We start from the raw sequence: 23,882 nt of genomic DNA on the forward strand, positions 1-23,882 counted from the left end.
GTTGCGGCAAGTTCCGCATATCTTTGTAATGAAACATTAACAGACTGATTATTTTTGAAAAATATGTCTTTTTCTCAGTGGAGTGTAGGTTCTGAATACTATACTCCTTTTGTTTATATGGCGAAGTGTTTTATAATCTATAAGAAATATTTTGGATTCAGTAATACAAGATCTTACCTTACATAGAGCAATTTTATAAAAAATAGAGATAGTACGAGGTTGATTCTATCGTGAAAACATATAAAATATTCTTGCACTTTAACAAATAATCATATATTATAAAAAATAACAACGTTGTTAATATGCGTTGGAAACGTTTAATCGCTGTCTTCATAGTCTATCCAAAATAAATAAGAGATAAAAAAATAGATGAAGCAGTGATCTATGTTGAAAGCCTTATTATACTTATCAAATAGGGAAGAATACATGATTATATCTAGAGTCTCAGTAAGGAATAACATCCTACTGGCGCAAGTTTCGCTTATAAGTAAGCGTTTTAGGAGGAGGATTATCATGAAAAAGAGAGCGTTATCATTATGGGGATTGATGTTTATTGCAATGATCATGCTAGCCGGGTGTAGTGAGTATGCCGTTGGTTCAGATGGCAAAACTACACTGATTTTAGCAGAAAATCAGCCATCTGATTACCCGACTACCATCGGAGCAAGGGAGTTTGCAAGACTGGTAGAGGAAAAGACCGATGGCAGATATGAAATAAAGGTATATCACGGCGGCCAATTAGGTGATGAGAAAAGTGTCGTGGAACTGATGCAGCTTGGGGCAATCGATGTTGCCAGGGTAAATACGACACCATTGACTGAATTTAACGATGAAATCGGTGTACTTGCGATGCCGTTTCTATTTGAGGATGAAGAGACAAAATGGGAGAAGCTGACTGGAGAAGAAGGCGATGATCTGCTTGATACATTTGCAGGCAGCAGATTAGTAGGATTAGCTTTTTATGATTCAGGTGAAAGAAGTTTCTATAATACGATTCGCCCGATTGAAACCCCGGAAGATATGCGAGGTTTAAAGATTCGTGTGCAGTCCTCTGAATTAGCTATTGATATAGTAGAATCACTGGGGGCGTCTGCTACACCAATGGATTATGGCGAAGTATATTCTTCTCTGCAAAATGGCGTAATTGATGGTGCAGAGAATAATTTTCCGAGCTATTACACTTCCAGCCACTATAATGTAGCATCGTATTTTACAGTTAATGGATTCCAAGGGGCACCAGAAGTATTATTAGCGTCAGAAAATCTCTGGGAGGCATTAAGTGAGGAAGATCGAATAGCCTTTAAAGAAGCTGCAATGGAATCAATTGAGGTTCAGCGCGAAGCATGGGACGAGTTAACCGAACTATCAAGAGAAACAGTGGTAGAAGCGGGAAGTGAGCTTGTAGAGATTGAAGACATAGAGGAATGGAGAGAAGCTGTCCAGCCTGTTTATGATAAATATGGTGATGAGTTCAGTGAATGGATTGAGAAATTTTCAGGAGATTAATCAGATAAGTGAATCATGATGAGGAGGGATAGAATGGAAGCGTTAAAAAGGGCAAAACACCTGTTAGACAAGTTGTTGTTAGTTTTATCTTTAACATTACTTGTCTTTATGGTTTTAGTTATACTGTATCAGATATTCACACGTACATTTTTTAGTTATTCACCGGCATGGACAGAAGAGTTAGCACGTCTGTTATTTGTATGGGTAAGTTTTCTGGGGATAGCTTATGGATTTAAAGAGAAGCTTCATATTGCTGTAGGACTGATTGTAAATAAATTTAGCGAAAAGGCCCAGACATTGGTTGATTATATAGCCAAAGTACTAATTATTGTCTTTGGAGCTATTTTAATTTACTTCGGTACAGAGTTTATGATTTTAATGAGTTATTCAACAATGGCCGGCTTAGGTATCTCTTCCAGCTTTTTATATGCTGCGATACCTGTGGCTGGAATCTTTATTACAATCAATGGGATTGAATTGTTATTTGTAAAAGGTCTGCATCAAGATTATGACGATGCAAGTGAGGGGTGAGATTGTGGAAATATTACTTTTAATGGGCGGTTTTTTATTACTATTGTTATTCAGGGTTCCAATAGCGCTCTCGCTTGCTGTTGTTTCAATTGGGACAGGATTGTATATGGGAATTAGCCCAGCGGCGATTATACAGAGAATGGCGTCTGGTTTAAATTCCTTTTCGCTACTTGCGATCCCATTCTTTATTCTTGCAGGTGAAATTATGAATGAGGGCGGTATTTCAAGAAGACTGATTGCGCTGGCAAATGTGATTATTGGTAAAATCCGGGGCGGACTGGCTCTGGTAAACGTACTGGCAAGTACTTTCTTCGGCGGTATCTCTGGATCAGCACTGGCAGATACATCTTCACTTGGATCTGTATTAATACCAATGATGAAAAAACAGAAATATGATAAAGATTACTCCGTAGCAGTTACTATCTCTAGTTCTGTTCAAGGTGTGCTGATTCCGCCTAGTCATAATATGATTATTTATTCCATGGCTGCGGGCGGTGTATCGATTGGCGGGCTGTTTATGGGTGGACTTATTCCAGGTTTATTGCTTGGACTGGTCATTATGATCCTAGCTTATGTGATTGCCGTGAAGAAGAATTATCCAAGAGGAGAAGTGATTAAAAAGGAAGAAATACCTAAAATTGTTCGAGAAGGACTTTTAGGTATGTTTACCGTAGTAATTATTATCGGCGGTATTCTAACTGGTATATTTACAGCGACGGAATCAGCAGCAATTGCTGCACTGTATGCGTTTATTATCACCTTCTTTGTCTATCGAGATATAAAAATATCACGTATGGGTGTCATTTTACAAAGAACGTTTAAAACATTAGCGATGGTGCTGTTTTTAATTGGCGCTTCTTCAGGATTTGGCTGGTTATTAGCATTGTTAGAAGTACCTTCTATGGTATCGAATGGATTGATTAACTTTTCACCAAGTCCGGCCATTACCTTGTTGATGATTCTTATTATCTTGTTGTTATTAGGGATGATTATGGACATGGCACCACTTATTCTAATTGTAACGCCAATTCTGTTGCCTGTGGCAATAGACATAGGTATGGATCCTGTTCACTTTGGAATCGTCTTAATGTTGGCATTAGGAATTGGGTTAGTGACACCGCCTGTTGGTTCGATCTTATTTGTCGGTTCCGCCATTGGGAAGATATCAATAGAAAAAGCGACCAAGGGAATGATACCATTCTACACAGTGATGATCATCGCCTTGTTAATGATTGCTTATATTCCAAGCCTTACTCTGTTTTTACCGCAGTTACTGGGGCAGTAGCCTACTATTATTTGCACTCATGGATGTTCCATTCATGGGTGCTTGTTTGTGTAGATGGTTAATACCGAGGAAAATGCGAAGATTATATTTTTGTAATGATATTTGTTAAAATAAAATGGAACTGGGGTATCCGTCAATTCCTACTTAATCTTCTTGAAAACCTCAACATCTTCAAGTCAAGTCATTACCCAGATCAGAAGTTTCATATGTAACAGCAGGAGAACGGTTTATTTATCGAAAACAAACGGTGTTAGAAGAAGATAAAATATGACGGGATACACTAAGATAGAGTTAGTCTCGGGCGAAGGGAGTCGAGTATGAATAAAAAAAGAGTAATCCTGCTGGTAAGCGGCAGTCTCATTTTGATTGGAATCATTAGCGTATTTTTCATAACAGATAATGAGCAAGTAGAGCAGCAAGACCAGCCCTTAGCAAGCTTAGAGGAAGTATATGAAGCCATTTATCAAGAACAGCACGATCAGGGAGGCTATATTCCGCCAGCAGAGCACTATGATTTTGTTGAAGAAACGTTTGGAAGAGTCAACGCACTTGCTTATCAGGGAGGATATATCTATTCTGAGGAAGATGATGATTTCCTGAAAGGGCAGGCCATGCTCCAGTATAAGAACGAGGAATACAATACAGAATATGCCCCAATCCTTCCGATTATAAGGATAGACAGATGGTATCGTAATGATAATTCTTCTCCTACGAAAGTTTTAGACGCATATGCGAACGATTGGCGGAAATTTTATTTAGATACTGAGGGATTTGAACAAGTAGGGGATTATTTAATCGGTTATCCTATTGTAACTGCTTACTCGGATCATAATCAGTATTATGAGAGACAATTAAATTTTCCTTCTATGACAGATCAGGAGCAAAGTGTGAAGTTAGCGGAGGATGAGAGATTTCTGCTGACAGGTACCATTACATTTCACATCTTATTAGACGAAGATAAAGAAGTAGAAGAGGCCATCGAAGAATTCTCTCATCTAAATGTTCAAATCGATGGTGTAAAGGCAGATTATTTCGGTAAAATTCTAGAGGAGCATTATCCCAATCTAGATAGAGCTGATTTAAAGGCCTTAATTGATGTAGATATCCTAGAGGAAGCAGTATATCTGCCAAAAGACGGAGTAGTAACAGTGAAATATGAGTTTTTAGGTGGTCTGCCTCTTTTACCTGATGGTGAGAAAGCAAAGGCGCAAACAGAAGAAGAGAGGGAAGCGTTATATACAAATCCGGATTATTACCCAACGTTAATGATTGAAGGCACAGAATTTCCTTTGCTGAATGCAGTGGATATGGAAGGAGAAATTGCGTTTCAGCGATAGCGATTATTCAGTTTCCGGATAGGTTGTTCTGGATAGAGGGTCGATAAGTTCAAAAAAAGGTGGTTAGCGGTGTGAAAGAAACGGATTATGAAAGCTTTTATAATAAGATGGGAGAAATAAACGGCTGGGATTTTTCTAACCTATCTGCTATTTCAGAAGGTGTTAGCTGGAATTTTTATGATGAAGTCAGGAAACGAGCGAAAGTGAATGATATCCTTTTAGATATTGGTACTGGCGGAGGAGAGCGGTTAATCGAGTGTTCCTCCTCTTTTCTTCTGTTAATTGGGATTGATTTATCCAAGGAGATGATCAAGCGAGCTAATCTGAATTTGAGCAATGCAGCTGCTGCAAATTTAAGATTTTTGCAAATGTCTTCTGATCAATTACAATTTCCTGACAGCTTTTTTAATATTATTTCTTCCAGACATGCACCTTTCTCAGCCAAAGAAGTATTTAGGGTGCTGGCTCATGGCGGTTATTTTCTGACTCAGCAAGTCAGTGAAGCGGATAAGTTAAATATCAAAGAGGCTTTTGGCCGGGGGCAAGCTTTTGATCAACCGGATGGAACAGCAAAAGAGAAGTTTAAGAAGGAGCTGGAAAGCGCAGGGTTTTCTGAGGTTATTTCTTATGAGTATGATGCAATAGAGTATTATCAGAGATTAGAAGATTTGCTGTTTTTGCTAACTCATACACCGATAATTCCTGATTTTGGTCAAACGAAGCAAGATGTGGAGACACTGCAATCCTTTGTCGAAAAAAACATTACAAACAAGGGGATTATGACAAACTCGAAAAGGTCGCTTATTATTGCCAAAAAGTGAAATAGCAGCCTCCAGATCAGATTTTTCTGGTATGGAGGCTGCTTCTTTATTAACCCAACTTTTTCTGGATCTGTTCCAAATGGTGTTTATCATGTTTTTGAAAGATACGGATAAAGCTGTCTGCCCCAAATTTTCGTTTGCCAGAGCCGATAGTGAAGCGATTTTTACTATCTACTTCTTCAAGGGCAGTGCATAATTGCAGCCTGGTAACCAAAAACTGGTCAATGATTTCATAAACCGATACATCCTTTACCTTCTCTAAGCCTTCCCTGTTATGTGTATCATGGTCAGGGAACGCTTGCAACTTAGCCTCGTCTTGCATAAATGGCACCATATTTTCTAGATTAAACTTGTCCCAATAATAAAGATGTGCAACAATCTCCCGAATAGACCACTTATCGGCTTGAATTGGTTCGCATAATTGCTCTTCCTCTACTTGCTTCAAAGCCTCCACTTCATCTGCCATTGTTTTAAGGATACGGATTTCTTTTTTGGCTGCCATAAATTCCTCCATTAATTAAGTTTATACTCCCTATTCTATCACAAAAAAGGAAGAAAGCACCCATTAAACTCGGAATTATATGGTAAAATAAATATAATTCTAGTATCAGGGAGGAACAGATGGCTATTTCTAATTATTATAAAAATATTCGCAACAAACTCGGCTCCGATTTAATACTTATGCCTAGTGTCGCTGCTATTATCAGAAATCAAGACGATCACATCCTGTTTCAGTATCCTAAAGGCTCCGATTTTTGGAGTTTACCTGCAGGTGCTATTGAACCTGGAGAAACGCCTGCGCAAGCCGTTATCCGTGAAGTTTACGAAGAAACCGCTTTAACGATTAGGCCAGATCATTTGCTAGGGGTATTTGGCGGGGAGGATTTTCGCTTTACCTATCCTAATGGTGATCAAGTAGAATATAATATATTTGTTTTTGCCTGCACTATTATTAGTGGAGAGTTGTCCCTAAACGATGATGAATCAGTCCAATTACGTTTTTATCCAGAAGAAAGCAAACCAGCACTTGCTTTGCCATATCCGGATTTTATTTTTACAAAACAAGCTGCTAGTGAAGTATTCTTCCAACAACCTTAATGAAAAGAGGTGCGGTTTATGATAATCGAACTGGAAAAAAGTGATTTTTATAAATGTACGGAGATGGTCGTGTCAGAGAGTCATCTCGAGGTACCTGCCGTTATTTATGGGAATAATCCTGGCAGGATATTTGTCGATAACAAGCAATCTCCAAGGAGCGGGATGATTTGGTTAGGGAATATGGATGGATTTATCTTTATTGGAGAGGCAGATAATCTGCTCTTTAACCGAGAGATCAAGACCTATATGGATGAGGTCATCGCACCTGAGGCAATCAAGTTAGGCTTGGGGGATTTTGAAGGATCAGGCCATACACCAGAATGGGATCAAACGATTACCGAAATCTTTGAAAAGGAAACACTTATTTCTAGCGGTCAAAGGGTATATAAACTACCCGAGGAGAATTTCGACCAGCAGACAGTTCCTGAGATTAGCGAGGATTACTCGATTGTAAAAGTTACCTCAGATATAGATCAGTCCAATTTTAAAAATAAAGAGTTGCTTCTCCATCCCCTTCAGGAATTCTGGGAGAGCCCAGCTGATTGTTTTGCCAAGGGAGGGATTGTCTATATGGCGATGAAAGAAGCGGAAATTGCTGCGGTTATTTACACAGGATTTAGTTATCAGAACAAACATTTAATCGGTATTGAAACAGACGAGCAGCACCAAGGGAGAAAACTGGCCCAAAGACTGACATACAGCTATGTGCAGGAGGCACTAGCAAAAGGAATTATTATGTATTGGGATGTAATGGAAGTCAATAGCCCGTCAATCGCTGTTGCGGAAAAAAGCGGTTTTCAACGTCTTTTTAACTACAAAGTATACGAATATTCATTTGTAAAATGAGGTGGTCATGAGATGTTTAAGGCACTTTTAATCGATTTAGAGGGCACATTGTATGTGAAGAACAAGCCGATAGACGGAGCGATAGAGGCAATAGCTGATTTGAAAAGGTTGGGTATACCCATCAGATTTCTGACAAATACAGACTCAAAAACGCCAAAAGGTATGAAAGTAAAGCTAGATCAGATGGGCTTTGATATCGCAGAAACAGAGATCTTTACGCCAGTGACTGCTGCTATGAAGTTTCTAGAACAACAAAAAAGAAAAAGTGGTTATTTTCTGGTGACAGCTGAATTGCAAACCTTGTTTGCGCCGTATACGGTGAAAGATCAGGCAGCAGACTATGTAGTGGTAGGCGATTTTCGCGATCATGTGGATTATGAGTGTTTGAACAAGGCATTCCAACATATTATGTCTGGTGCAGAGATTATTGCTCTGCAAAAAGGGAAATATTTCATTAGGGAGAATGGCTATAATTTGGATACTGGTGCGTTTGTGCAATTGTTAGAATATGCTTCCAATAAAACAGCCTATGTATTAGGCAAACCTAGCAAAGACTACTTTGCTTTAGCATTCGATGAATTAGCAGTGTCTGCTGAAGAAGCAGCAATAATAGGTGATGACCTTACGACTGATATCGTGGGAGCAGATACGATCGGAGCGGAAGGTATCCTTGTCAAAACAGGAAAATATACGACTGCTGCATTGACACAATCAGCGGTAAAACCAGATAAGATTATCGATTCCATTAGACAGCTGCCATCGCTTTTAAAAAATAGCTAACCTGAGAATCTGTAAGAAGTGCTTTGCCTAGTAAAAGATGGTTACTCCGAATGAAAGATACCCTTTACACAAAGAGCTGATTCAGCGGTTCAATTCCTCTGCTAATTTCTTAATAGCAGACCTGACTTCCTGCATATTGGCGTCATTGTTCAAATGATTTCGGGAGTAAAGAAGCACAGGTCTAAGCGATTCAACCGACCGCCCGAATTCGTACATCCATTCGTAACGGGGAACCATCCAAGTGTGGAAATGGTGTGTTGTATCTTCATTATAAAAATAATAGACATATTCAATACCTAATATTTTTCGCTGTGCCTTTCTGATTTTGACTAAAAGAGTAATATAATCTGCTTGTTCTTCGTCCGTCAATTCATCAAAACATTTGATATGCCGTTTGGAGGCTAAAATAATCAGTCCTTTTATTGGATAAGCTACATCCTGATGGGCATGAAAATAGTCTGTTTCGATTACTACGCCCCCATCAGGAGTAATTAGTCCGCTTGTCAATGCACAGCTTAAGCACTCTACTTCGACTGTCTTTCCGTTAGCTAATGTCACCTTTGGCATAAATAGTCCCCCTTCGTATTCGTTATATTAAAGCCGCACTATCCCTTTCTCTCACTATGTTCTTGGTACCATGCCAATACAGGCTTGATGGCCTTTGGCACCAGACTGGGATCTGGTAAATAGACTATCTCCGGTGCTGTTTCATAATTGGTTTCTAAATATAATTTTACACATAAAGTAATCTCCAGCTCATGTAATGTTAGTAAGTCGATCCACTGATCTAATTCATGTTTATCCGCCTCTTTAAGCAGTTGATAAAGCCACAAAAGCTTTTCACCGGTTTCGATCGGATCACGTTTGGCATATTCCCAATACAAGGCTCTTTCTTCTGCTGTTTGCGGAGAAGCTAATCCAGAGGCGATCACCACTTTTCTGACAATCGGCGAATCATCCTTTAAATAGCCCCATAAATCTGCTCGGCTAACTTTACCGTCCTCAATCAAATAGGTGAGGCTGGCTGCTCGCTGGATTGCTGGATCATCTATATCATTATGTTTATGCATAGGCATGTGTCGATGATTATTTAACAGTTGTTGTAAAACGTTGGCCATATTTAGTTTGGGGAGAAATGTACCACCGTCATCCAGTCTGTCAGCAGCATGTATGAACATAGCTTGCAGCTGTTCTTTTGTAAGATCAGGGTATTGAGAGAATAAATTGGCACAAGCCCCTGCTACAATCGTTGCTGCGCCACATGTCCCTCCGAAATATGATAACATACGTTCAGATGATTTTTGTTCCAGATAAGGTACTGGTAAATAGGTGCATGGTGCCAAGATGTCAGGACGAAAATGGCCATCACCATTTAAGCCCGCAGGCATAGCAGGGTAAGGTTGATCAGCGCCCTGAACGGTTCCTTTATCATCATAACCACCAATCGTAAAGAAATCGGCGGGATGAAGGTTATTATGTGCTTTGGAATTGCCATTTGCTGCAACTACTAATAAATCAGATGCTGCAGCAGGGCTTAACGCTTGGACAAACGGATCTTGTGAAGTAGGTTTGATGGTCCCGATTTCTGCTGTGTTCGGCACCATAAGATTTAATAATATCCTAATATTCCATTCTTGTTTGTATTGTAAAATCCATTGTAAAGCAACTTTGATTTTCTGTGGTTCGAATTCTGAGAGAAAGATAAACTGAGCGGAAGGGATGAGTCCGACGTGATAGTGGCTGTTCACGGTGATGGGCTGATGTGCGAGTAACTGCAGCACCATAAGGCCATGTTCCGTTTTCGCTGAAGCTTCTTTGGAATCAGCCGGCATGATATCGAGACAACTCACTTCTAAATGTTGGTTTACTTTAACTTGCTTCACTTGCTGTGTTAGATGGTGAATAGCTGGATGGTAAGCAATATCATCTATTATAATAATGCCTATTTCGTTATAAGATGTCTTAGTCGCCGGGGGAGCTGGAAATCCAAGCCTTTTCCAAGTGGGTTCTATGTCTTTTTCTATCTCCTTTAACCAATCCTCTATTGATATGTCAGCATTATTCATCATCAGCATTCCTCCTCCTTGCATATTATATCAGTATAATAAAAGCGTTTTCGAAATTCAAATCAGGAGCTTTCTATGCCATTTTTTAGAAATATACATCCATAACCTTGTAATTGTCATTCACTTCAGATATAATAATTGAAATATTTAACGTCGATGACAAAGAGAGTAGTTATTTGTAACAGCTCAGCGAATTAGGGACGGTGAGAGCCTAATCTTCTTACAAGTAATGAAGCGCACTTTGTAGATGTTTTCCTGAACGAAGAGTATGGAAAACCGGGGCAGTCCTCGTTATCAAGGAAAGTGGTTGAAAAACAATTAGAGTGGTACCGCGGGTAAATATATAATTCTCGTCTCTTTTCATGATGAAAAGAGACGAGAATTTTTTTATTATTAATAAAACAAGCGGAAAGGGGTAAAGCGATGGATTATAAAACATTGTTTGTAAATAGTCTGCATCAACAGTTAGGTGAACATGTAAACAAGGAAGAACTTGAGAAGATGATAGAGAAACCAAAACGCGAAAGTATGGGGGATTTGGCATTCCCTTGTTTTGAATTAGCCAAAATATACCGCCGCTCCCCAAAAGATATTGCCCATGAATTAGCACAAAAAATAGATACGCCTCCGCTATTTGCCGAAGTAGAGGCAGTGAGCGGATATGTGAATGTGTTCTTGGATAAAAACCAAGTTGCCTCTGATGTCATTCATGATATTCTTGTGAAAAAAGAGCAATATGGGAATACAAATATCGGACAGAACCAAGTGATTACGATAGATTTCTCATCACCTAATATTGCCAAGCCGTTTTCGATGGGACATTTGCGTTCTACGGTAATAGGGAATGCATTAGCATTACTGGCAGAAAAATGCGGCTATCAACCGGTTAGAATTAATCATATTGGTGATTGGGGAACACAATTTGGGAAATTAATTGTTGCTTATAAGACATGGGGAGCAGCGGATAAGGTAAGCCAAAATCCAATCAAAGAGTTATTAGAACTGTATGTTCGCTTTCATCAAGAAGCTGAATCCGCTCCCGAATTAAACAATCAAGCCAAACAATGGTTTAAAAAATTGGAAGGAGGGGACCAGGAGGCATTAAGCTTATGGAAATGGTTTAGAGACGAATCTCTAAAAGAATTTGCGAAAGTGTACCAACTATTAGATATCTCATTTGATTCTTATGATGGAGAAGCGTTCTATAATGATAAGATAGATAATGTATATAAAACGCTGGAAGAAAAACAGTTACTCGAAGAATCGGATGGAGCTATGGTTGTAAAGGTAAATAATGATCTGCCGCCATGTCTGATTAAGAAAAACGATGGAACGTCTTTATATGCGACACGTGATTTAGCGGCGGCGATTTATCGTCAGGAAAGATATCAATTCACCAAATCATTATATGTCGTAGGGAATGAACAAACGCTTCACTTTAAACAGTTATTTATGGTATTAGAAGCGATGGGGTATACATGGCATCAAGGGCTTCAGCATGTTCCATTTGGAATGCTGTTACAAGATGGCAAGAAAATGTCGACACGTAAAGGGAAAATTATTTTATTAGAGCAAGTATTGGAACAAGCTATTGAACTGGCAAAAAATAATATATTGAAGAAGAACCCATCACTTGTGGAAAAAGATAAAGTTGCTCATGAGGTCGGGATTGGCGCTGTTATCTTCCATGATTTAAAAAATTTCCGTTTGCATGATATCGAATTTTCATTAACAGATATGCTGAGATTTGAAGGGGAAACAGGACCATATCTGCAATATACCCATGCCCGTGCCTCATCTATTTTGAAAAAGTGTCATTATCAGCCAGACGAAAATGCTGCCATTCATGAAATCGATGCACAAGCTTGGTCTATTATTATTTATTTGCTGAGTTTCCCTGATACGATCAAATATGCTTTTGAAGGAAATGATCCATCTCAATTAGCCAAGTATCTACTTGAGCTGGCAAAGGTATTTAATAAATATTATGCCGTTGTTCGAATCAGCGATGAAGATCAGAAGAGACCAACAAGATTAGCACTGGTCTATTCAGTTCAAGTGGTCTTGAAGGAAGGACTGCGTTTATTGGGAATCAAGGCACCTGCAGCGATGTGATGGCTAATGACATATGTATCATGTTCCTAGTATAATAAGAAGAGCCAGACAGCTCCAGGGACAATAGTTCTTTTCAGAGGAGAAACGCAATGGTTTTGAACGGATTTCACTTTATGTGCAAAGGAGGGGTAGGATGCCTGCATGTATCATACTGGATCTAGACGATACGTTATGTGACTATCAACAAGCCAAAGAGAATGCCAAGCAGAAAATCAATGATGTGTTATCGGAGGTGGGTGTTTCCAGCAAGCAATTCTGGGATAGGTACGACCAGTTTGAGCCTGCGTTATTTAAGCAGTTTACCGAAAAACGCTTGAATATTAGGGAGTACAGGTATAGCAGGTTTGCTAAGTCCTTACCAAGTCCTTTCCACCAATCGAAATCACTAATTGAGTCACTTAATAAAACCTATATGGACGAAGCTAATCAGAACATTGAGTTATTTCCAGATGCTGACGCTTTCTTGGAAAAGATAAAACATACCAACATACAAATCGCGATATTAACCAATGGCCCAACTGATGGGCAGCGGATTAAGATTGCTGCTTTAGGAATAGAAACATATACTTCAAATATCTATATTAGTGCAGAAATAGGTGTTGCGAAACCTGATCAGCAAGCTTTTCAATATGTATTAGATGACTTAGACATATCAGCTTCCCGCACATGGATGATTGGCGATTCGGTTAAATATGATCTTGAAGGAGCAAAACAAGCAGGAATAAAAGGGATACTAGTAGACCGGCAACACCGCTGTCAAGGGGATGACTGGGCGAAAGTTGATTCGTTAATGGATATACCGTGGAACAAAATATATGACTAAACAAAAAGGGGCGAGAAGCATATATGTTTTCTCGGCCCTTCTATTTTTTACACCCGATTCAAAATTGGCGGTGTTTCTTCGGGATCGACCATTACTTCGACAACAGTCGGCCCGGATTGATTATCAGCTGCTTGTTTCATAGCATACTGGATATCTTCTATATTGTGGCAGCAATAGGAAGAAGCCCCTAATGATTCACCGAATTTCTTGACATCTAATGGCTGTTGATAGGTAGCGCCAATCGAATGACCAAGCATTTTTCTCATGCCTTTATCAACCATATCTAAGGCCACGTTATTAAAGACAATAAATATGATTGGCAGTTTCTGTTCAACGGCTGTGGCTATTTCTGTTCCGTGCATAAAGGTACAGCCATCCCCAGTTAAACAGGCGACAGGTGTGTCCGGTATCGCAAACTTGGCACCAATGGCATAGCCGATTCCATGTCCCATCGTACCGAACACATCGTCAAAATAAAAAGTGCCTGGCTGATAAATCTCATAATGTTTAATCGCATAAAAAGTATGGCTGCCATCATCTCCAAATAAAATGGTGTCTTCCGGTAAATATCGCCGAATCTCCTGTACGGCAGTTGCAGCGGACAGCCAAGAGGTATGATCTTGCTTGCTTATATCTGTGTTCATTGGCTCGATAGGTAATGCTGTTCTCTTAATTTCCGTGGTTTCATCATCTAGTTTTCTATGCAGTGCGGTAAGGTTGGCCTTAATATCTCCTTGTACAAATAGAGTTGGCACTGGAATAGACTTATGTACAAAAGTTGGATCAATATCCCAATGGATGATTTCCTGAGGGTAGTAATTCTCGGTAAAACCAGCTAAAGACATATCAGATAGTTTAGTACCCATAACTATTAATTGATCAACAGACTCTGCTGCATATTGTGCGGCCCGTTCATTTCCACCTAAACCAAAGGCACCCAATGATAGTGGATGATCGGTGGGAAATGTACCTTTTCCGCCAGGTGTGGTCATAACAGGAATTTGATATTGTTCGGCTAACCATTGCACCTCTTGATATGCTTGAGAAATACGTACCCCTTTTCCTAAAAATAAAAGTGGTTTCTTCGCAACGGCTAACTTTTCCCTTACGGATTCAAGCTGATTGGATATCACTCTTGCTTCGGAACCAGGAAGATCGATAATAAATTCCGCAATCTCTTCTTGCAGCACATCCATTGCAATAGACAGATGAACAGGTCCTTTCGTTCCAGTCGTTGCTTTCTCAATTGCATGGGTCAGAAATAATTCTAATTGATCTGCCCTTTCTACTCTTGCACTAAATAAAGTTACCGGTTCGAACATCTTAACGAGATCAGTTCCGAAGATGGAGGAATCCTGTCCTTGTGCTTTTCCAGATTCTCGTGCAGATGGATGACCAGTAATAAATAAAGCAGGGGAGTGAAAGGCCTTTGCTTGACCGGCCGCTGTTAACAGATTGGTTCCGCCTGGCCCTGATGTGCCAAGGGCAACTCCAATACCTTTTTTCAATGCATAGCCCCCTGCAGCGAATCCAGCGGCAGACTCATGACGGCACAGTACAAAGTCAATTTGCTGTTCCTCACATGCGGCTAATAGTGGTACAATTGCTTTTCCAGGTATGCCAAATGCATGAGAAACCCCTATTCTTTTTAAATTATTCATTAATATGCTGGCTGTTTTCTTCATGTTCTATCGCTCCTCTCCTATGAATGATTTGTAACTGGCAGAATAATAGATACCGTGGTACCTTGTCCTTCTCTAGATGTAAACTCTATCTGACCACCATGGGAATGAATCATATCAAAGCAAATTGCCAGTCCCATGCCAAGACCATATTCCTTAGTTGTGAAGAAGGGCTGGCCAAGTTTGTCTAGCTGCTCTTTCGTCATGCCAATTCCCTCATCTTCAATCGAAATATAAAATGCATCATTTTTCCTTGTTAAGCGAATTATAATCTTTCCGCCTTCAGGCATTGCTTCAAAGGCATTTTTGATAAAATTGATAAGTACTTGTTTTATTTTCGTTCTGTCAATGAAAGCGTGGGTATCCGCAACAGATGGTTTGGTATGGATTTGCACATGGTGCAGGTGAGCATTATTATTCATTAGTTTTACCGTTTCATTAATGAGCTTTTGCACATCGGTCATTTCTCGTTCCATATTAGCTGCTTTTCCATAAGACACGAATTGATTCACTAAGCCTTTCATTCGTTCTAATTCACCAGTAATAATATCCAGATACTCACTTTTCTCTGGTTTCTCCTTTAATAGTTGAGCCAAGCCAATAATTGATGTCAGTGGGTTCCTTATTTCATGTGCCAGCCCTGCACCAAGCTTGCCAATGGCAGATAATTTCTCAGATTCGATTAATTTTTGCTGCAGTTCATGATAGTTGGTCATATCACGAAATTGGGCAAATGCTCCAATTAACTGCTTTTTGTCGAATAGCGGTAATACATCTAGCAGCAGACTTTTGGAAACGTCACCGTCAATGATTGAAAACTCAGCATTTTCTACAGAATTTGCTGTTTGAAGGACATGGTTAATATAATCACCAATCTTGCCTAATTGATCGGACTTTTGATAAATAATGTTATCTTTGGTGGTAGACATAATTTCTTCGGCACTAGTGTTAAATTCTAATATTTCTCCTTTCTGATTAGTCATTACAATCCCCATTGGAGTAGAGTTAATCATGACTTGATTCAATAAATGGAGTGTATGGTTTTGTTTTTGCAGTAGAATCTCTCTTTCAATAGTATCGACAGCTGTTGATAAAAGGCCTAAGTGGAAGTGACTGGCAAAATTTACGGTTGTCATCATCGAAACCGTGCCAACTAAACTAGAATCAGCAGAAAAACAAAGGGGTGCAGAATAACAGGCTACTTTTGACAAGTAGTGATGGTAGTGATCAGTTCCTTTGAGTCCAATAGGTTCATGATACTGTAATGCTAGTGATACAGAATTGGTTCCGACTGTATTTTCCGCAAATCTTGCTCCATAAGTAATACCCAGGGAGTCTGTCATATCTTTAATTGTTTTATCTCCATAAATATCCAATATGTTGCCTTGATCATCTGTTGTAATAACTAGTACGGGAATGCCCTCCATATATTGAGTCAGTTTTTTCATAAAATGTTGGACCAAGCTTAATTCTTTTGCGAAATGTTGGGTTCGAAGCATTAGTTCCTGTTTGGTCAAACCGACAGCTAAGACAGGAATATCTTCGGGATCCATGTTATATAGTAATTTGCAGTTATGCTTGGAATTACTAATATATCTAGCAAAATCTTTCATTCCATTCCTCCTAAAGCTAAGTAAAAGAACGCATCCTATCAATTGTTTCTTTTAAACCTTTTTTAATAGTGTGTGAAAGCAGCTGCATCTTCTCAAACAAAAAATGATGTTTCGTAGAGTTATATGGATTTTTTTAGTACTAGTCCAGTCACTGTGTTGCCTTTTTTTTCTTTAGTCGTAGTTTTTGATACTGGATAATTTTGTCGTCCAACAATTCACTGACTTTTAATATTTCCCCGTTAGAGTATTGAGTAGTTTCCTGCCCTAATTGATATAGCCGGTTTTTTAATACATGAATTTCTGCTTCTAGTTTTCTATCTTTCAATCAAAACACCCTAACAAAATACTTTTTTTATAGGATAGCATAAATTATAAAGAAATTCCTTATTTTAACTTAAAATAGTTATTTTTTCCCTAATAAATTGTCTTCTAATAACATAAATACAGATATTCGTGTTCAACAAGTTCGATAGTAACGCTCTAAGGCGCTGTTGAAAGATTACGGTTGCGTTTTCAAAATAATTATTATATAGTGTTAAAGAAAGCGATTGCATTATAAACAATAGCAAATCGTCACCATGTTATTGATCTGTCAGCCTTTAAAGCCTAAAAGACTATTAGATTAAATAAGGAAATGAACGCTTAAATCTGGCAGATAAATTGCGGAAAGGAGGTAACTTTTTATCTGTAAATGCAAACGTTTGCGCAAAAGTTGTAAATTATTACTTATAATATAGGAGGGAAAGGCAATTTGAGAAAGCATAAAGGATATGGTTTCCTCGTTCGATTAATGATTGGTGTGATGTTGTTTAGCTTGTTTGCAGGAAGCATTCCGGTGTATACCATTCAAGCAGAAGAAGGAGAAAAAACAGCAGGCAACATATTGAGGATTCATTATGATTATGGCGATTATTCTGTTGACGAGACGGGTGTCTGGTTGTGGGGAGATGTAAAAGAGCCGTCTGAAACAGTTGGAGAATGGCCAAATGGCACATGGTTTGAAGAGGAGCATACCGATTCATATGGTACCTATATAGATGTAGAACTGACAGAAGAGGCGAAACAAATTCACTTGGTGGTTAATAATCGGGAGGGCGCTAACCTCACCGATGATATTACGATCGATATTTTATCCGAGCAGATGACATCTGTCTGGCTGACTAATGAGGGAGAGGTCTATTATTATGAACCAGTAGAATTTGAGGATAATATTGTTCGTATTCATTACCAGACCGGTGAAGAGTCCTATGAACCATGGGGTGTATGGACATGGGGAGATGTAGAACAGCCCACCGATGATTGGCCGGTCGGGGCACATGCCTTTTCTGATCAACAAGTAGGGGATTATGGTGCTTATGTAGATATTCCATTGAATGATAATCCAGGAGCAATTGGTTTTTTATTAGTGGAGCGGATAGATGGCGGCAATCAGACAGGGGATATGAATTTTGCTGAGTTAGATAAGCATCGCCAGATTTTTCTTAAAGCGGATAGTGAGGAAGTCTTTACCAACCCTTACTATGTATCCAATCAAGTAGAAGAGGAGGCGCCAGAAGAAAAAGAGGGTGAGCATGATATTGAGGTAAGTGCCTCAGTGGATAGAGCATTTACATATAATGATCATGCTGTTTTAGAAGTAGAGATAGATAATCCGTCTGAGCTGGGGATTCGTGCTATTTATGCAGATACATCCGCTTTAGGAGGGAACGAACGGCTTGAGATATCCCCTGAATTGCAGGCGGTCACATTATCTGCTTCTTATCAGGTTGAACCTGGTGAGAAAAACATTCCGGTTACCGTAGTAGATGAAGAGGGTGGAACTTATACAACCAGTGCTGTGGCTGCCGTCTCTGAAAGAGAAATAGGCGCTGAGACCAGAGACTGGGATGAAGCAATTATTTATTTTATGCTGACAGATCGGTTTTATGATGGCAATCCAGATAATAATGATCCGTATAACCTTGGTTATCAGGATTATGATAATCCACGTGGAACATATCAAGGAGGAGACTTTAAAGGGGTAACAGAAAAACTGGATTATTTAGAAGAACTTGGTGTGAATACGATTTGGATTACACCGATTGTGGAGAATATAGCGTATGATGTGAATTTTGATGCGCCTCAGGGTTCTTATTTTGCTTATCATGGTTATTGGGCTCAGGATTTTGAACAGCTAAATCCTCATTTAGGGACAATGGACGAATTTCATGAATTAATTGATGCCGCTGCTGCAAGAGATATCGATATTATGGCAGATGTGGTATTAAATCATCCGGGTTATGGTTTAAAGCCTGACAGCGGATTAGGTGAAGGAGCACCGCCGGGGTATCCGAATGACGAAGCGCGTCAGCGTTTTGATGGTATGTTAAGGGAAAGCTCCGGTTCAGGTGATTTAAAAATGGAGTTATCGGGCTTACCAGATTTTAAGACAGAAGAAGCAGCAGTACGTGAACAATTGGTAGACTGGCAGACTAATTGGGTTGAGAAATCTACGACAGCAAATGGTAATTCTTTAGCCTATTACCGTGTGGATACGGTGAAGCATGTTGATGATACGACTTGGCAGCATTTTCGTAATCAATTAACAAAACAAAAGCCTGACTTCCAATTGATTGGTGAATCATGGGGAGCTGGGCAGTCGAATAATCATGGTTATTTAGGTACAGGTACGATGGATTCATTATTAGACTTTGAGTTTAAAGAAACGGCACACCAATTTGTAGCGGGCAATCTGGAGAGTGCTAACCAGCGTTTAACCGAAAGAAATCAGGCGATGGATAACACGTCCTTACTGGGCCAATTTTTAAGCAGTCATGATGAAGACGGTTTTCTTCACAGCCTGGGGAATGATCATGGCAAAGCGATGCTGGCAGCAACTCTGCAGATGACGGCAAAAGGCCAGCCTGTGATCTACTATGGTGAAGAGTTAGGACAGACAGGTGCGAATAACTGGCCAGAGTATGATAATCGTTATGACTTGGCATGGGATCAGGTAGAAGAAAATGAGATGTTAGCACACTATCAGAAGTTAACTGCCTTTCGAAATGCAAATTCTGATCTTATGGCTAAGGGAGACCGTCAGCACATTACTGGTTCAGATCAGGAAGAATTTATTGTGGTGGAACGATTCTTCCAAGGAGAATCTGCTTATCTAGGTTTTAATACAGCAGATACTGCCAAACAGATTAGCTTTATAGTCGATAATCCAGAGACTGAAATTGTCGATCATTATCAAGATACCACTTATACTGTCGAGGAGAATGAGGCAGGAGAATATCAGGTAACGATTGAGATTCCTGCTATTGAGAATGGCGGTACTGCGCTGCTTACGACAAATAATGGTAAAATTATCGATGGGGAAGAGAGTGAAACACCACCAGAAAATAATCAGATTCCAGACAATCATCTGCGTATTCATTTCCCAGGAAATGATGCTGATTTTGACGGATTAGGACTATGGATATGGGAAGATGTTGCCCAGCCATCCGAAAGTACAGGAAGCTGGCCAGGGGCAGCATTAACGTTTGAGGAATCCAATCAAACGGAATATGGCCGTTATATTGATGTCGAATTAGCGGATAATCCAGAGCAAATAGGGCTTCTTATTAATCGGGCAAATGGAGATAATCTTTCTGGAGATATTTTTGTTGATATACTTGCTCCAGAAATGAATGAAGTCTGGCTGACAGAGGATTATGAACTATTTCTCTATGAACCGCTCGCTCTCGACGGGTCGATTCGTGTCAATTTTTATCAAACAGAAGGAAGTTATGATGCCTTTGGTCTGTGGACATGGGGAGATGTGGCAGAACCAACAGATAACTGGCCGGATGGTGCCCATTTTTTTGCTGATGACCGTCAAGGTATGAAAGGCTCTTACTATGATTTACCCCTAACGGAAGAACCGAATCAAATAGAGTTTTTGATGTTAAATAAGGAAACAGACTGGCAGTCAGATGAGTTATCATTTGATCAATTAGATAAGCATTCACAGATATTTATACAAAAAGATGACCCAACCGTCTATACAAATCCTTATTTTGTGACAGAAGAAGGATTATTATTTGCCGAGATATTGTCAGAGCAAGAGATAGAGTTAAGCTACAGTTCTGTCCACGGATTAACGGCAGAACAATTAGTAGATGAACTGGAGGTGACTGACAAAGACGGAGCAGCTGTAGAGGTGGAGTCTGTGACAATAAAGGAAGAACAGAATAAGGTTTCCTTACACGGAAGTTTTGATCTGGAACAAGTCCCTTTTACAATTATGCACCAAGGTCGTGAAGTGACTGCAGCTATTGGCTGGCGGTTAAAGGATCATTTGTATGGCTATGAGGGAGAGTTAGGCCTAGAGGTACATGGTCCTGCTCAGGCTACTTTACGGCTATGGTCGCCAAGTGCCGATCACGTATCCGTAGTCTTATATGATAAAGAGGATGCCAAACAAGTGATTGCAGAAGATATCCCTATGGAACGGTCCGAACAAGGGGTATGGGAAGCGGTGCTAAACCAAGAAACAACGGGTTTGGATAATTTGCTTGGCTACTACTATCATTTTGCAATTGAACGTGACGGTGATACCACCTTAGCACTCGATCCTTATGCCAAATCAATGGCAGCCTGGAATAATGAAGATCCTGATACGAATATAGGGAAGGCAGCAATTGTTGATCCAAGTTCGATCGGACCAAGCTTAGATTTTGCCGCTATTGATGGCTTTGAAAAACGAGAAGATGCGATTATTTACGAGATTCATGTACGTGATTTCACCTCAGATCCATCGATTGATGAAGAATTAGAAGCGCAGTTCGGCACCTTTGCTTCATTTGTGGAAAAACTAGATTATATAGAGGATTTAGGGGTTACACATATCCAGCTGTTACCGGTAATGAGTTATTATTTTGCCAATGAGCTGGACAAGGATGAGCGATTATTGGATTGGGCTTCAACTAATACCAATTACAACTGGGGCTATGATCCGCATAGTTATTTCTCCTTAACCGGCATGTATTCGGAGAACCCAGAAGACCCTGAGAAAAGAATTGAAGAATTTAAGAATCTAATTAATGAAATTCATCAGCGGGATATGGGTGTTATTTTAGATGTGGTATATAATCACACCGCTCGAATGCATATTTTTGAAGACTTAGAACCGAATTATTATCACTTTATGGATGCAGACGGCACCCCTCGTGAAAGCTTTGGCGGCGGCCGTTTAGGAACTACACATCAAATGGCAAGACGTATTTTGGTAGATTCGATTACGTATTGGACAGAGGAATTCAAGGTAGATGGCTTCCGATTTGATATGATGGGAGATCATGATGCCGAAACGATTCAGATCGCTTATGATAAAGCGAAAGAAATCAATCCAAATACCGTCATGATAGGCGAAGGCTGGGTAACCTATGCAGGAGATGAGACAGACCCTAATGTACAGCCGGCTGATCAGCACTGGATGCAGGATACCACAAGTGTTGGATCATTCTCCGATGATTTTCGCAATGAATTGAAGTCAGGGTTTGGCAGTGAAGGAGAACCGCGCTTTATCACTGGCGGCGCACGTAATATCGAGAGAATTTTCGATAATATCACAGCTAATCCAGGCAACTTTACGGCAGATGACCCAGGCGATGTAGTGCCTTATATTGCGGCACATGATAATTTGACCTTGCATGATGTTATTGCCCAATCGATTAAGAAGGACCCGAAGGATCATACAGAAGAAATCCATCAACGGATTCGACTAGGTAATTTAATGGTATTAACAGCTCAAGGAACCTCCTTTCTTCATGCGGGACAAGAATATGGCAGGACGAAACAATTCCGTCACCCCGATTATCAAGGGGAAGTGGCCGAACCACCGTATAAATCAACTTATTTAACAGATGAGGACGGAAATCCGTTTGAATTCCCATATTTTATTCATGATTCATATGATTCAACGGATGCTATCAATAAGTTTGAGTGGCAGAAGGCGACTGATTCAGAAGCCTATCCTGTAGAAACAACGACCAGAGCCTACACGAAAGGTTTAATTGAATTAAGACGTTCTACCGACGCTTTCCGACATGGTACAATGGAAGCTGTCCAAGAAAAGGTTACCCTGTTAGATATACCAGAGATGGAAGAAGAGGATCTTGTGATTGCCTACCGTTCTGAATCTTCGTCTGGAAAAGAAGCTTATATTACGTTTGTAAATGCTGACGAACAATCCCGTACTTTAACACTGACTGAGGACTTAACAGCTGGTGAGGTGATTGTCGATCAACAGCAGGCTGGTACCGATGCAATCGCTGATCCGGTCGGTATAGAATGGAGTGCGGATTCGATCACAATCGATCCTTTATCAGCGATTGTAATTCGAGTGGCGGAGGAAGATATTCCGGAAGAACCTGAAATACCAGAAGAAAAAGAAGAACCAGAAGAGCCAGAAAAACCAGAACAGCCGGATCCTGGTTCAGACAAAGACGAAGAAGATCCGCCAAATCCGAAAAAACCAGTTAAACCAGAGGATAAGGACAAGAAACCACAAGATGATAAATCTTCAAATGGTGAGGACCAAGGAAAAGAAATAACGATTCCGGAAGAGGTATGGGAAAAAGCACCTGACAAGGAAGCGGTCATTATCGATCTATCCGATCAAGAGATAGACAAACAACGGATTCGCATTGAAATATCAGATCAACAAGCACAAGCCTATCGTGATTACCCATTGATTATTAAAGGTAAGGGAATAGAAATTACCTTCCCGCTGAGCAATGCAAATAATAAAGGGTTTACGATTTATTTAGAGTCAGTAGAATTAGATCATCCATTGCCAGATGGCTTGACATTAGTCAGTGATATCTTTGCTGTAAGTGCAATTGATCGCGACGGTAAAGAGCTTGATTCATTTGAACCTGCGGCAACATTAACGCTGGATGTTTTTCAAGAGATGATCACAGACCCACAGTATGTAAAAGGAATCGAAATAGTCAGTGAAGATAACTATCTATTCTATGATGGCAGCTATCAAGAAGCAGCAGCGACATTTGCCTATCAGGTCGATCATTTCGGTACCTTTGCAGTTGTAGAGGTGGACCAATCACTAATCGAGGATGGAAAAGTGACATTACTGCCCAATACTGCTACAAATATGTATATCTATCTTGTGATAGGTGCTTTATTACTAGCAGCAGGGGGATTGTTCATCTTGCGATATCGCAGGCAGTAACTAGCATGAAACAGACACTGATTTTAGTGTCTGTTTCTCTGCTTTTGGAAGATGGGAATAGCTAGAGAAAGCCTCTAAAACATGATAAACTGAAGATATTTATCTCACTGTTGCTATTGATAAGTTCCCAATCCTAAGGTTTAGTTGGAGATGAAGAAAACTC

17 protein-coding genes and 1 other annotated feature are annotated in these 23,882 nt (G+C 39.8%); of the genes, 11 read left to right on the forward strand and 6 right to left on the reverse strand.

Annotated elements, in window-relative coordinates:
• Positions 1–513: 513 nt before the first annotated feature.
• The 5 genes from JOD18_RS14405 (at position 514) to JOD18_RS14425 (ending at position 5,480) form a co-directional block, all read left to right on the forward strand.
• The gene (locus tag JOD18_RS14405; RefSeq protein ID WP_204669810.1) at positions 514–1,506 is read left to right on the forward strand and encodes a TRAP transporter substrate-binding protein; all 993 of its coding nucleotides are present in this window, start codon (positions 514–516) and stop codon (positions 1,504–1,506) included.
• Between the two features lie 33 nt (positions 1,507–1,539).
• On the forward strand, positions 1,540–2,037 hold the full coding sequence (locus JOD18_RS14410; protein WP_204669811.1) for a TRAP transporter small permease: 498 nt from the start codon (positions 1,540–1,542) through the stop codon (positions 2,035–2,037).
• A gap of 4 nt (positions 2,038–2,041) precedes the next feature.
• Positions 2,042–3,322: a TRAP transporter large permease subunit gene (locus JOD18_RS14415; protein WP_204669814.1), complete on the forward strand. Its 1,281-nt coding sequence runs from the start codon at positions 2,042–2,044 to the stop codon at positions 3,320–3,322.
• A gap of 317 nt (positions 3,323–3,639) precedes the next feature.
• Positions 3,640–4,659 carry a hypothetical protein gene (locus tag JOD18_RS14420; RefSeq protein ID WP_204669815.1) on the forward strand — a complete coding sequence of 340 codons (1,020 nt, stop codon included), beginning with the start codon at positions 3,640–3,642 and terminating at the stop codon, positions 4,657–4,659.
• Between the two features lie 71 nt (positions 4,660–4,730).
• Positions 4,731–5,480 carry a methyltransferase domain-containing protein gene (locus JOD18_RS14425; RefSeq protein WP_204669817.1) on the forward strand — a complete coding sequence of 250 codons (750 nt, stop codon included), beginning with the start codon at positions 4,731–4,733 and terminating at the stop codon, positions 5,478–5,480.
• Between the two features lie 49 nt (positions 5,481–5,529).
• Here JOD18_RS14425 and JOD18_RS14430 read toward each other — a convergent pair whose 3' ends face one another.
• The gene (locus JOD18_RS14430) at positions 5,530–5,982 is read right to left on the reverse strand and encodes a DinB family protein (RefSeq protein ID WP_204669819.1); all 453 of its coding nucleotides are present in this window, start codon (positions 5,980–5,982) and stop codon (positions 5,530–5,532) included.
• 119 nt (positions 5,983–6,101) lie between these two features.
• Between JOD18_RS14430 and JOD18_RS14435 the strand changes: the two genes are divergently transcribed.
• From JOD18_RS14435 to JOD18_RS14445, 3 genes are read left to right on the forward strand one after another with little or no spacing between them, the layout of a single operon-like run.
• Positions 6,102–6,578 (forward strand): NUDIX domain-containing protein, encoded by a 477-nt coding sequence (locus JOD18_RS14435; protein ID WP_204669821.1) that lies wholly within the window; start codon positions 6,102–6,104, stop codon positions 6,576–6,578.
• A gap of 18 nt (positions 6,579–6,596) precedes the next feature.
• On the forward strand, positions 6,597–7,424 hold the full coding sequence (locus tag JOD18_RS14440; protein WP_204669823.1) for a GNAT family N-acetyltransferase: 828 nt from the start codon (positions 6,597–6,599) through the stop codon (positions 7,422–7,424).
• Between the two features lie 12 nt (positions 7,425–7,436).
• Entirely contained in the window at positions 7,437–8,204 is a 768-nt protein-coding gene (locus JOD18_RS14445) for a TIGR01458 family HAD-type hydrolase (RefSeq protein ID WP_204669825.1), read from the forward strand.
• Positions 8,205–8,285: 81 nt separating this feature from the next.
• On the opposite strand, the gene JOD18_RS14450 is transcribed toward JOD18_RS14445, so the two are convergent.
• Both JOD18_RS14450 and JOD18_RS14455 read right to left on the reverse strand, forming a co-directional pair.
• A complete protein-coding gene (locus tag JOD18_RS14450) occupies positions 8,286–8,771 on the reverse strand; it encodes an HIT family protein (RefSeq protein ID WP_204669827.1) in 486 nt (161 codons plus the stop codon).
• A gap of 38 nt (positions 8,772–8,809) precedes the next feature.
• Complete coding sequence (locus tag JOD18_RS14455; RefSeq protein WP_204669829.1) at positions 8,810–10,273, reverse strand: S8 family serine peptidase; 1,464 nt, start codon at positions 10,271–10,273, stop codon at positions 8,810–8,812.
• Between the two features lie 144 nt (positions 10,274–10,417).
• Positions 10,418–10,631, forward strand: a binding site (T-box leader).
• A 62-nt stretch (positions 10,632–10,693) separates the two neighbouring features.
• On the opposite strand from JOD18_RS14455, the gene argS reads away from it, so the two are divergent.
• Positions 10,694–12,385, forward strand: a complete 1,692-nt coding sequence (gene argS / locus JOD18_RS14460; protein WP_204669830.1) for an arginine--tRNA ligase — start codon at positions 10,694–10,696, stop codon at positions 12,383–12,385.
• A 133-nt stretch (positions 12,386–12,518) separates the two neighbouring features.
• A complete protein-coding gene (locus tag JOD18_RS14465) occupies positions 12,519–13,208 on the forward strand; it encodes an HAD family hydrolase (RefSeq protein WP_204669832.1) in 690 nt (229 codons plus the stop codon).
• Between the two features lie 47 nt (positions 13,209–13,255).
• Here JOD18_RS14465 and JOD18_RS14470 read toward each other — a convergent pair whose 3' ends face one another.
• The 3 genes from JOD18_RS14470 to JOD18_RS14480 form a co-directional block, all read right to left on the reverse strand.
• Positions 13,256–14,893 carry a thiamine pyrophosphate-binding protein gene (locus tag JOD18_RS14470; protein WP_204669834.1) on the reverse strand — a complete coding sequence of 546 codons (1,638 nt, stop codon included), beginning with the start codon at positions 14,891–14,893 and terminating at the stop codon, positions 13,256–13,258.
• A 17-nt stretch (positions 14,894–14,910) separates the two neighbouring features.
• Positions 14,911–16,503, reverse strand: a complete 1,593-nt coding sequence (locus JOD18_RS14475; protein WP_204669835.1) for an ATP-binding protein — start codon at positions 16,501–16,503, stop codon at positions 14,911–14,913.
• Between the two features lie 148 nt (positions 16,504–16,651).
• Entirely contained in the window at positions 16,652–16,828 is a 177-nt protein-coding gene (locus JOD18_RS14480) for a Spo0E family sporulation regulatory protein-aspartic acid phosphatase (protein ID WP_204669837.1), read from the reverse strand.
• Positions 16,829–17,254: 426 nt separating this feature from the next.
• Here JOD18_RS14480 and JOD18_RS14485 point away from each other — a divergent pair, with 426 nt between their 5' ends.
• Entirely contained in the window at positions 17,255–23,719 is a 6,465-nt protein-coding gene (locus tag JOD18_RS14485; RefSeq protein ID WP_239588144.1) for a pullulanase, read from the forward strand.
• The last annotated feature ends 163 nt before the right edge of the window (positions 23,720–23,882 follow it).

The organism is Gracilibacillus alcaliphilus (assembly GCF_016909015.1).
Lineage (GTDB): Bacteria > Bacillota > Bacilli > Bacillales > Amphibacillaceae > Gracilibacillus > Gracilibacillus alcaliphilus.

What these genes read in the sequence shown, in the direction of transcription:
- JOD18_RS14445 (WP_204669825.1), top strand. Translation starts at nt 7,437, where the DNA reads ATGTTTAAGGCACTTTTAATCGATTTAGAGGGCACATTGTATGTGAAG.
- JOD18_RS14455 (WP_204669829.1), bottom strand. Translation starts at nt 10,273, where the DNA reads ATGATGAATAATGCTGACATATCAATAGAGGATTGGTTAAAGGAGATA.
- JOD18_RS14420 (WP_204669815.1), top strand. Translation starts at nt 3,640, where the DNA reads ATGAATAAAAAAAGAGTAATCCTGCTGGTAAGCGGCAGTCTCATTTTG.
- JOD18_RS14440 (WP_204669823.1), top strand. Translation starts at nt 6,597, where the DNA reads ATGATAATCGAACTGGAAAAAAGTGATTTTTATAAATGTACGGAGATG.
- JOD18_RS14410 (WP_204669811.1), top strand. Translation starts at nt 1,540, where the DNA reads ATGGAAGCGTTAAAAAGGGCAAAACACCTGTTAGACAAGTTGTTGTTA.
- JOD18_RS14470 (WP_204669834.1), bottom strand. Translation starts at nt 14,893, where the DNA reads ATGAAGAAAACAGCCAGCATATTAATGAATAATTTAAAAAGAATAGGG.
- argS (WP_204669830.1), top strand. Translation starts at nt 10,694, where the DNA reads ATGGATTATAAAACATTGTTTGTAAATAGTCTGCATCAACAGTTAGGT.
- JOD18_RS14450 (WP_204669827.1), bottom strand. Translation starts at nt 8,771, where the DNA reads ATGCCAAAGGTGACATTAGCTAACGGAAAGACAGTCGAAGTAGAGTGC.
- JOD18_RS14465 (WP_204669832.1), top strand. Translation starts at nt 12,519, where the DNA reads ATGCCTGCATGTATCATACTGGATCTAGACGATACGTTATGTGACTAT.
- JOD18_RS14405 (WP_204669810.1), top strand. Translation starts at nt 514, where the DNA reads ATGAAAAAGAGAGCGTTATCATTATGGGGATTGATGTTTATTGCAATG.
- JOD18_RS14435 (WP_204669821.1), top strand. Translation starts at nt 6,102, where the DNA reads ATGGCTATTTCTAATTATTATAAAAATATTCGCAACAAACTCGGCTCC.
- JOD18_RS14475 (WP_204669835.1), bottom strand. Translation starts at nt 16,503, where the DNA reads ATGAAAGATTTTGCTAGATATATTAGTAATTCCAAGCATAACTGCAAA.
- JOD18_RS14430 (WP_204669819.1), bottom strand. Translation starts at nt 5,982, where the DNA reads ATGGCAGCCAAAAAAGAAATCCGTATCCTTAAAACAATGGCAGATGAA.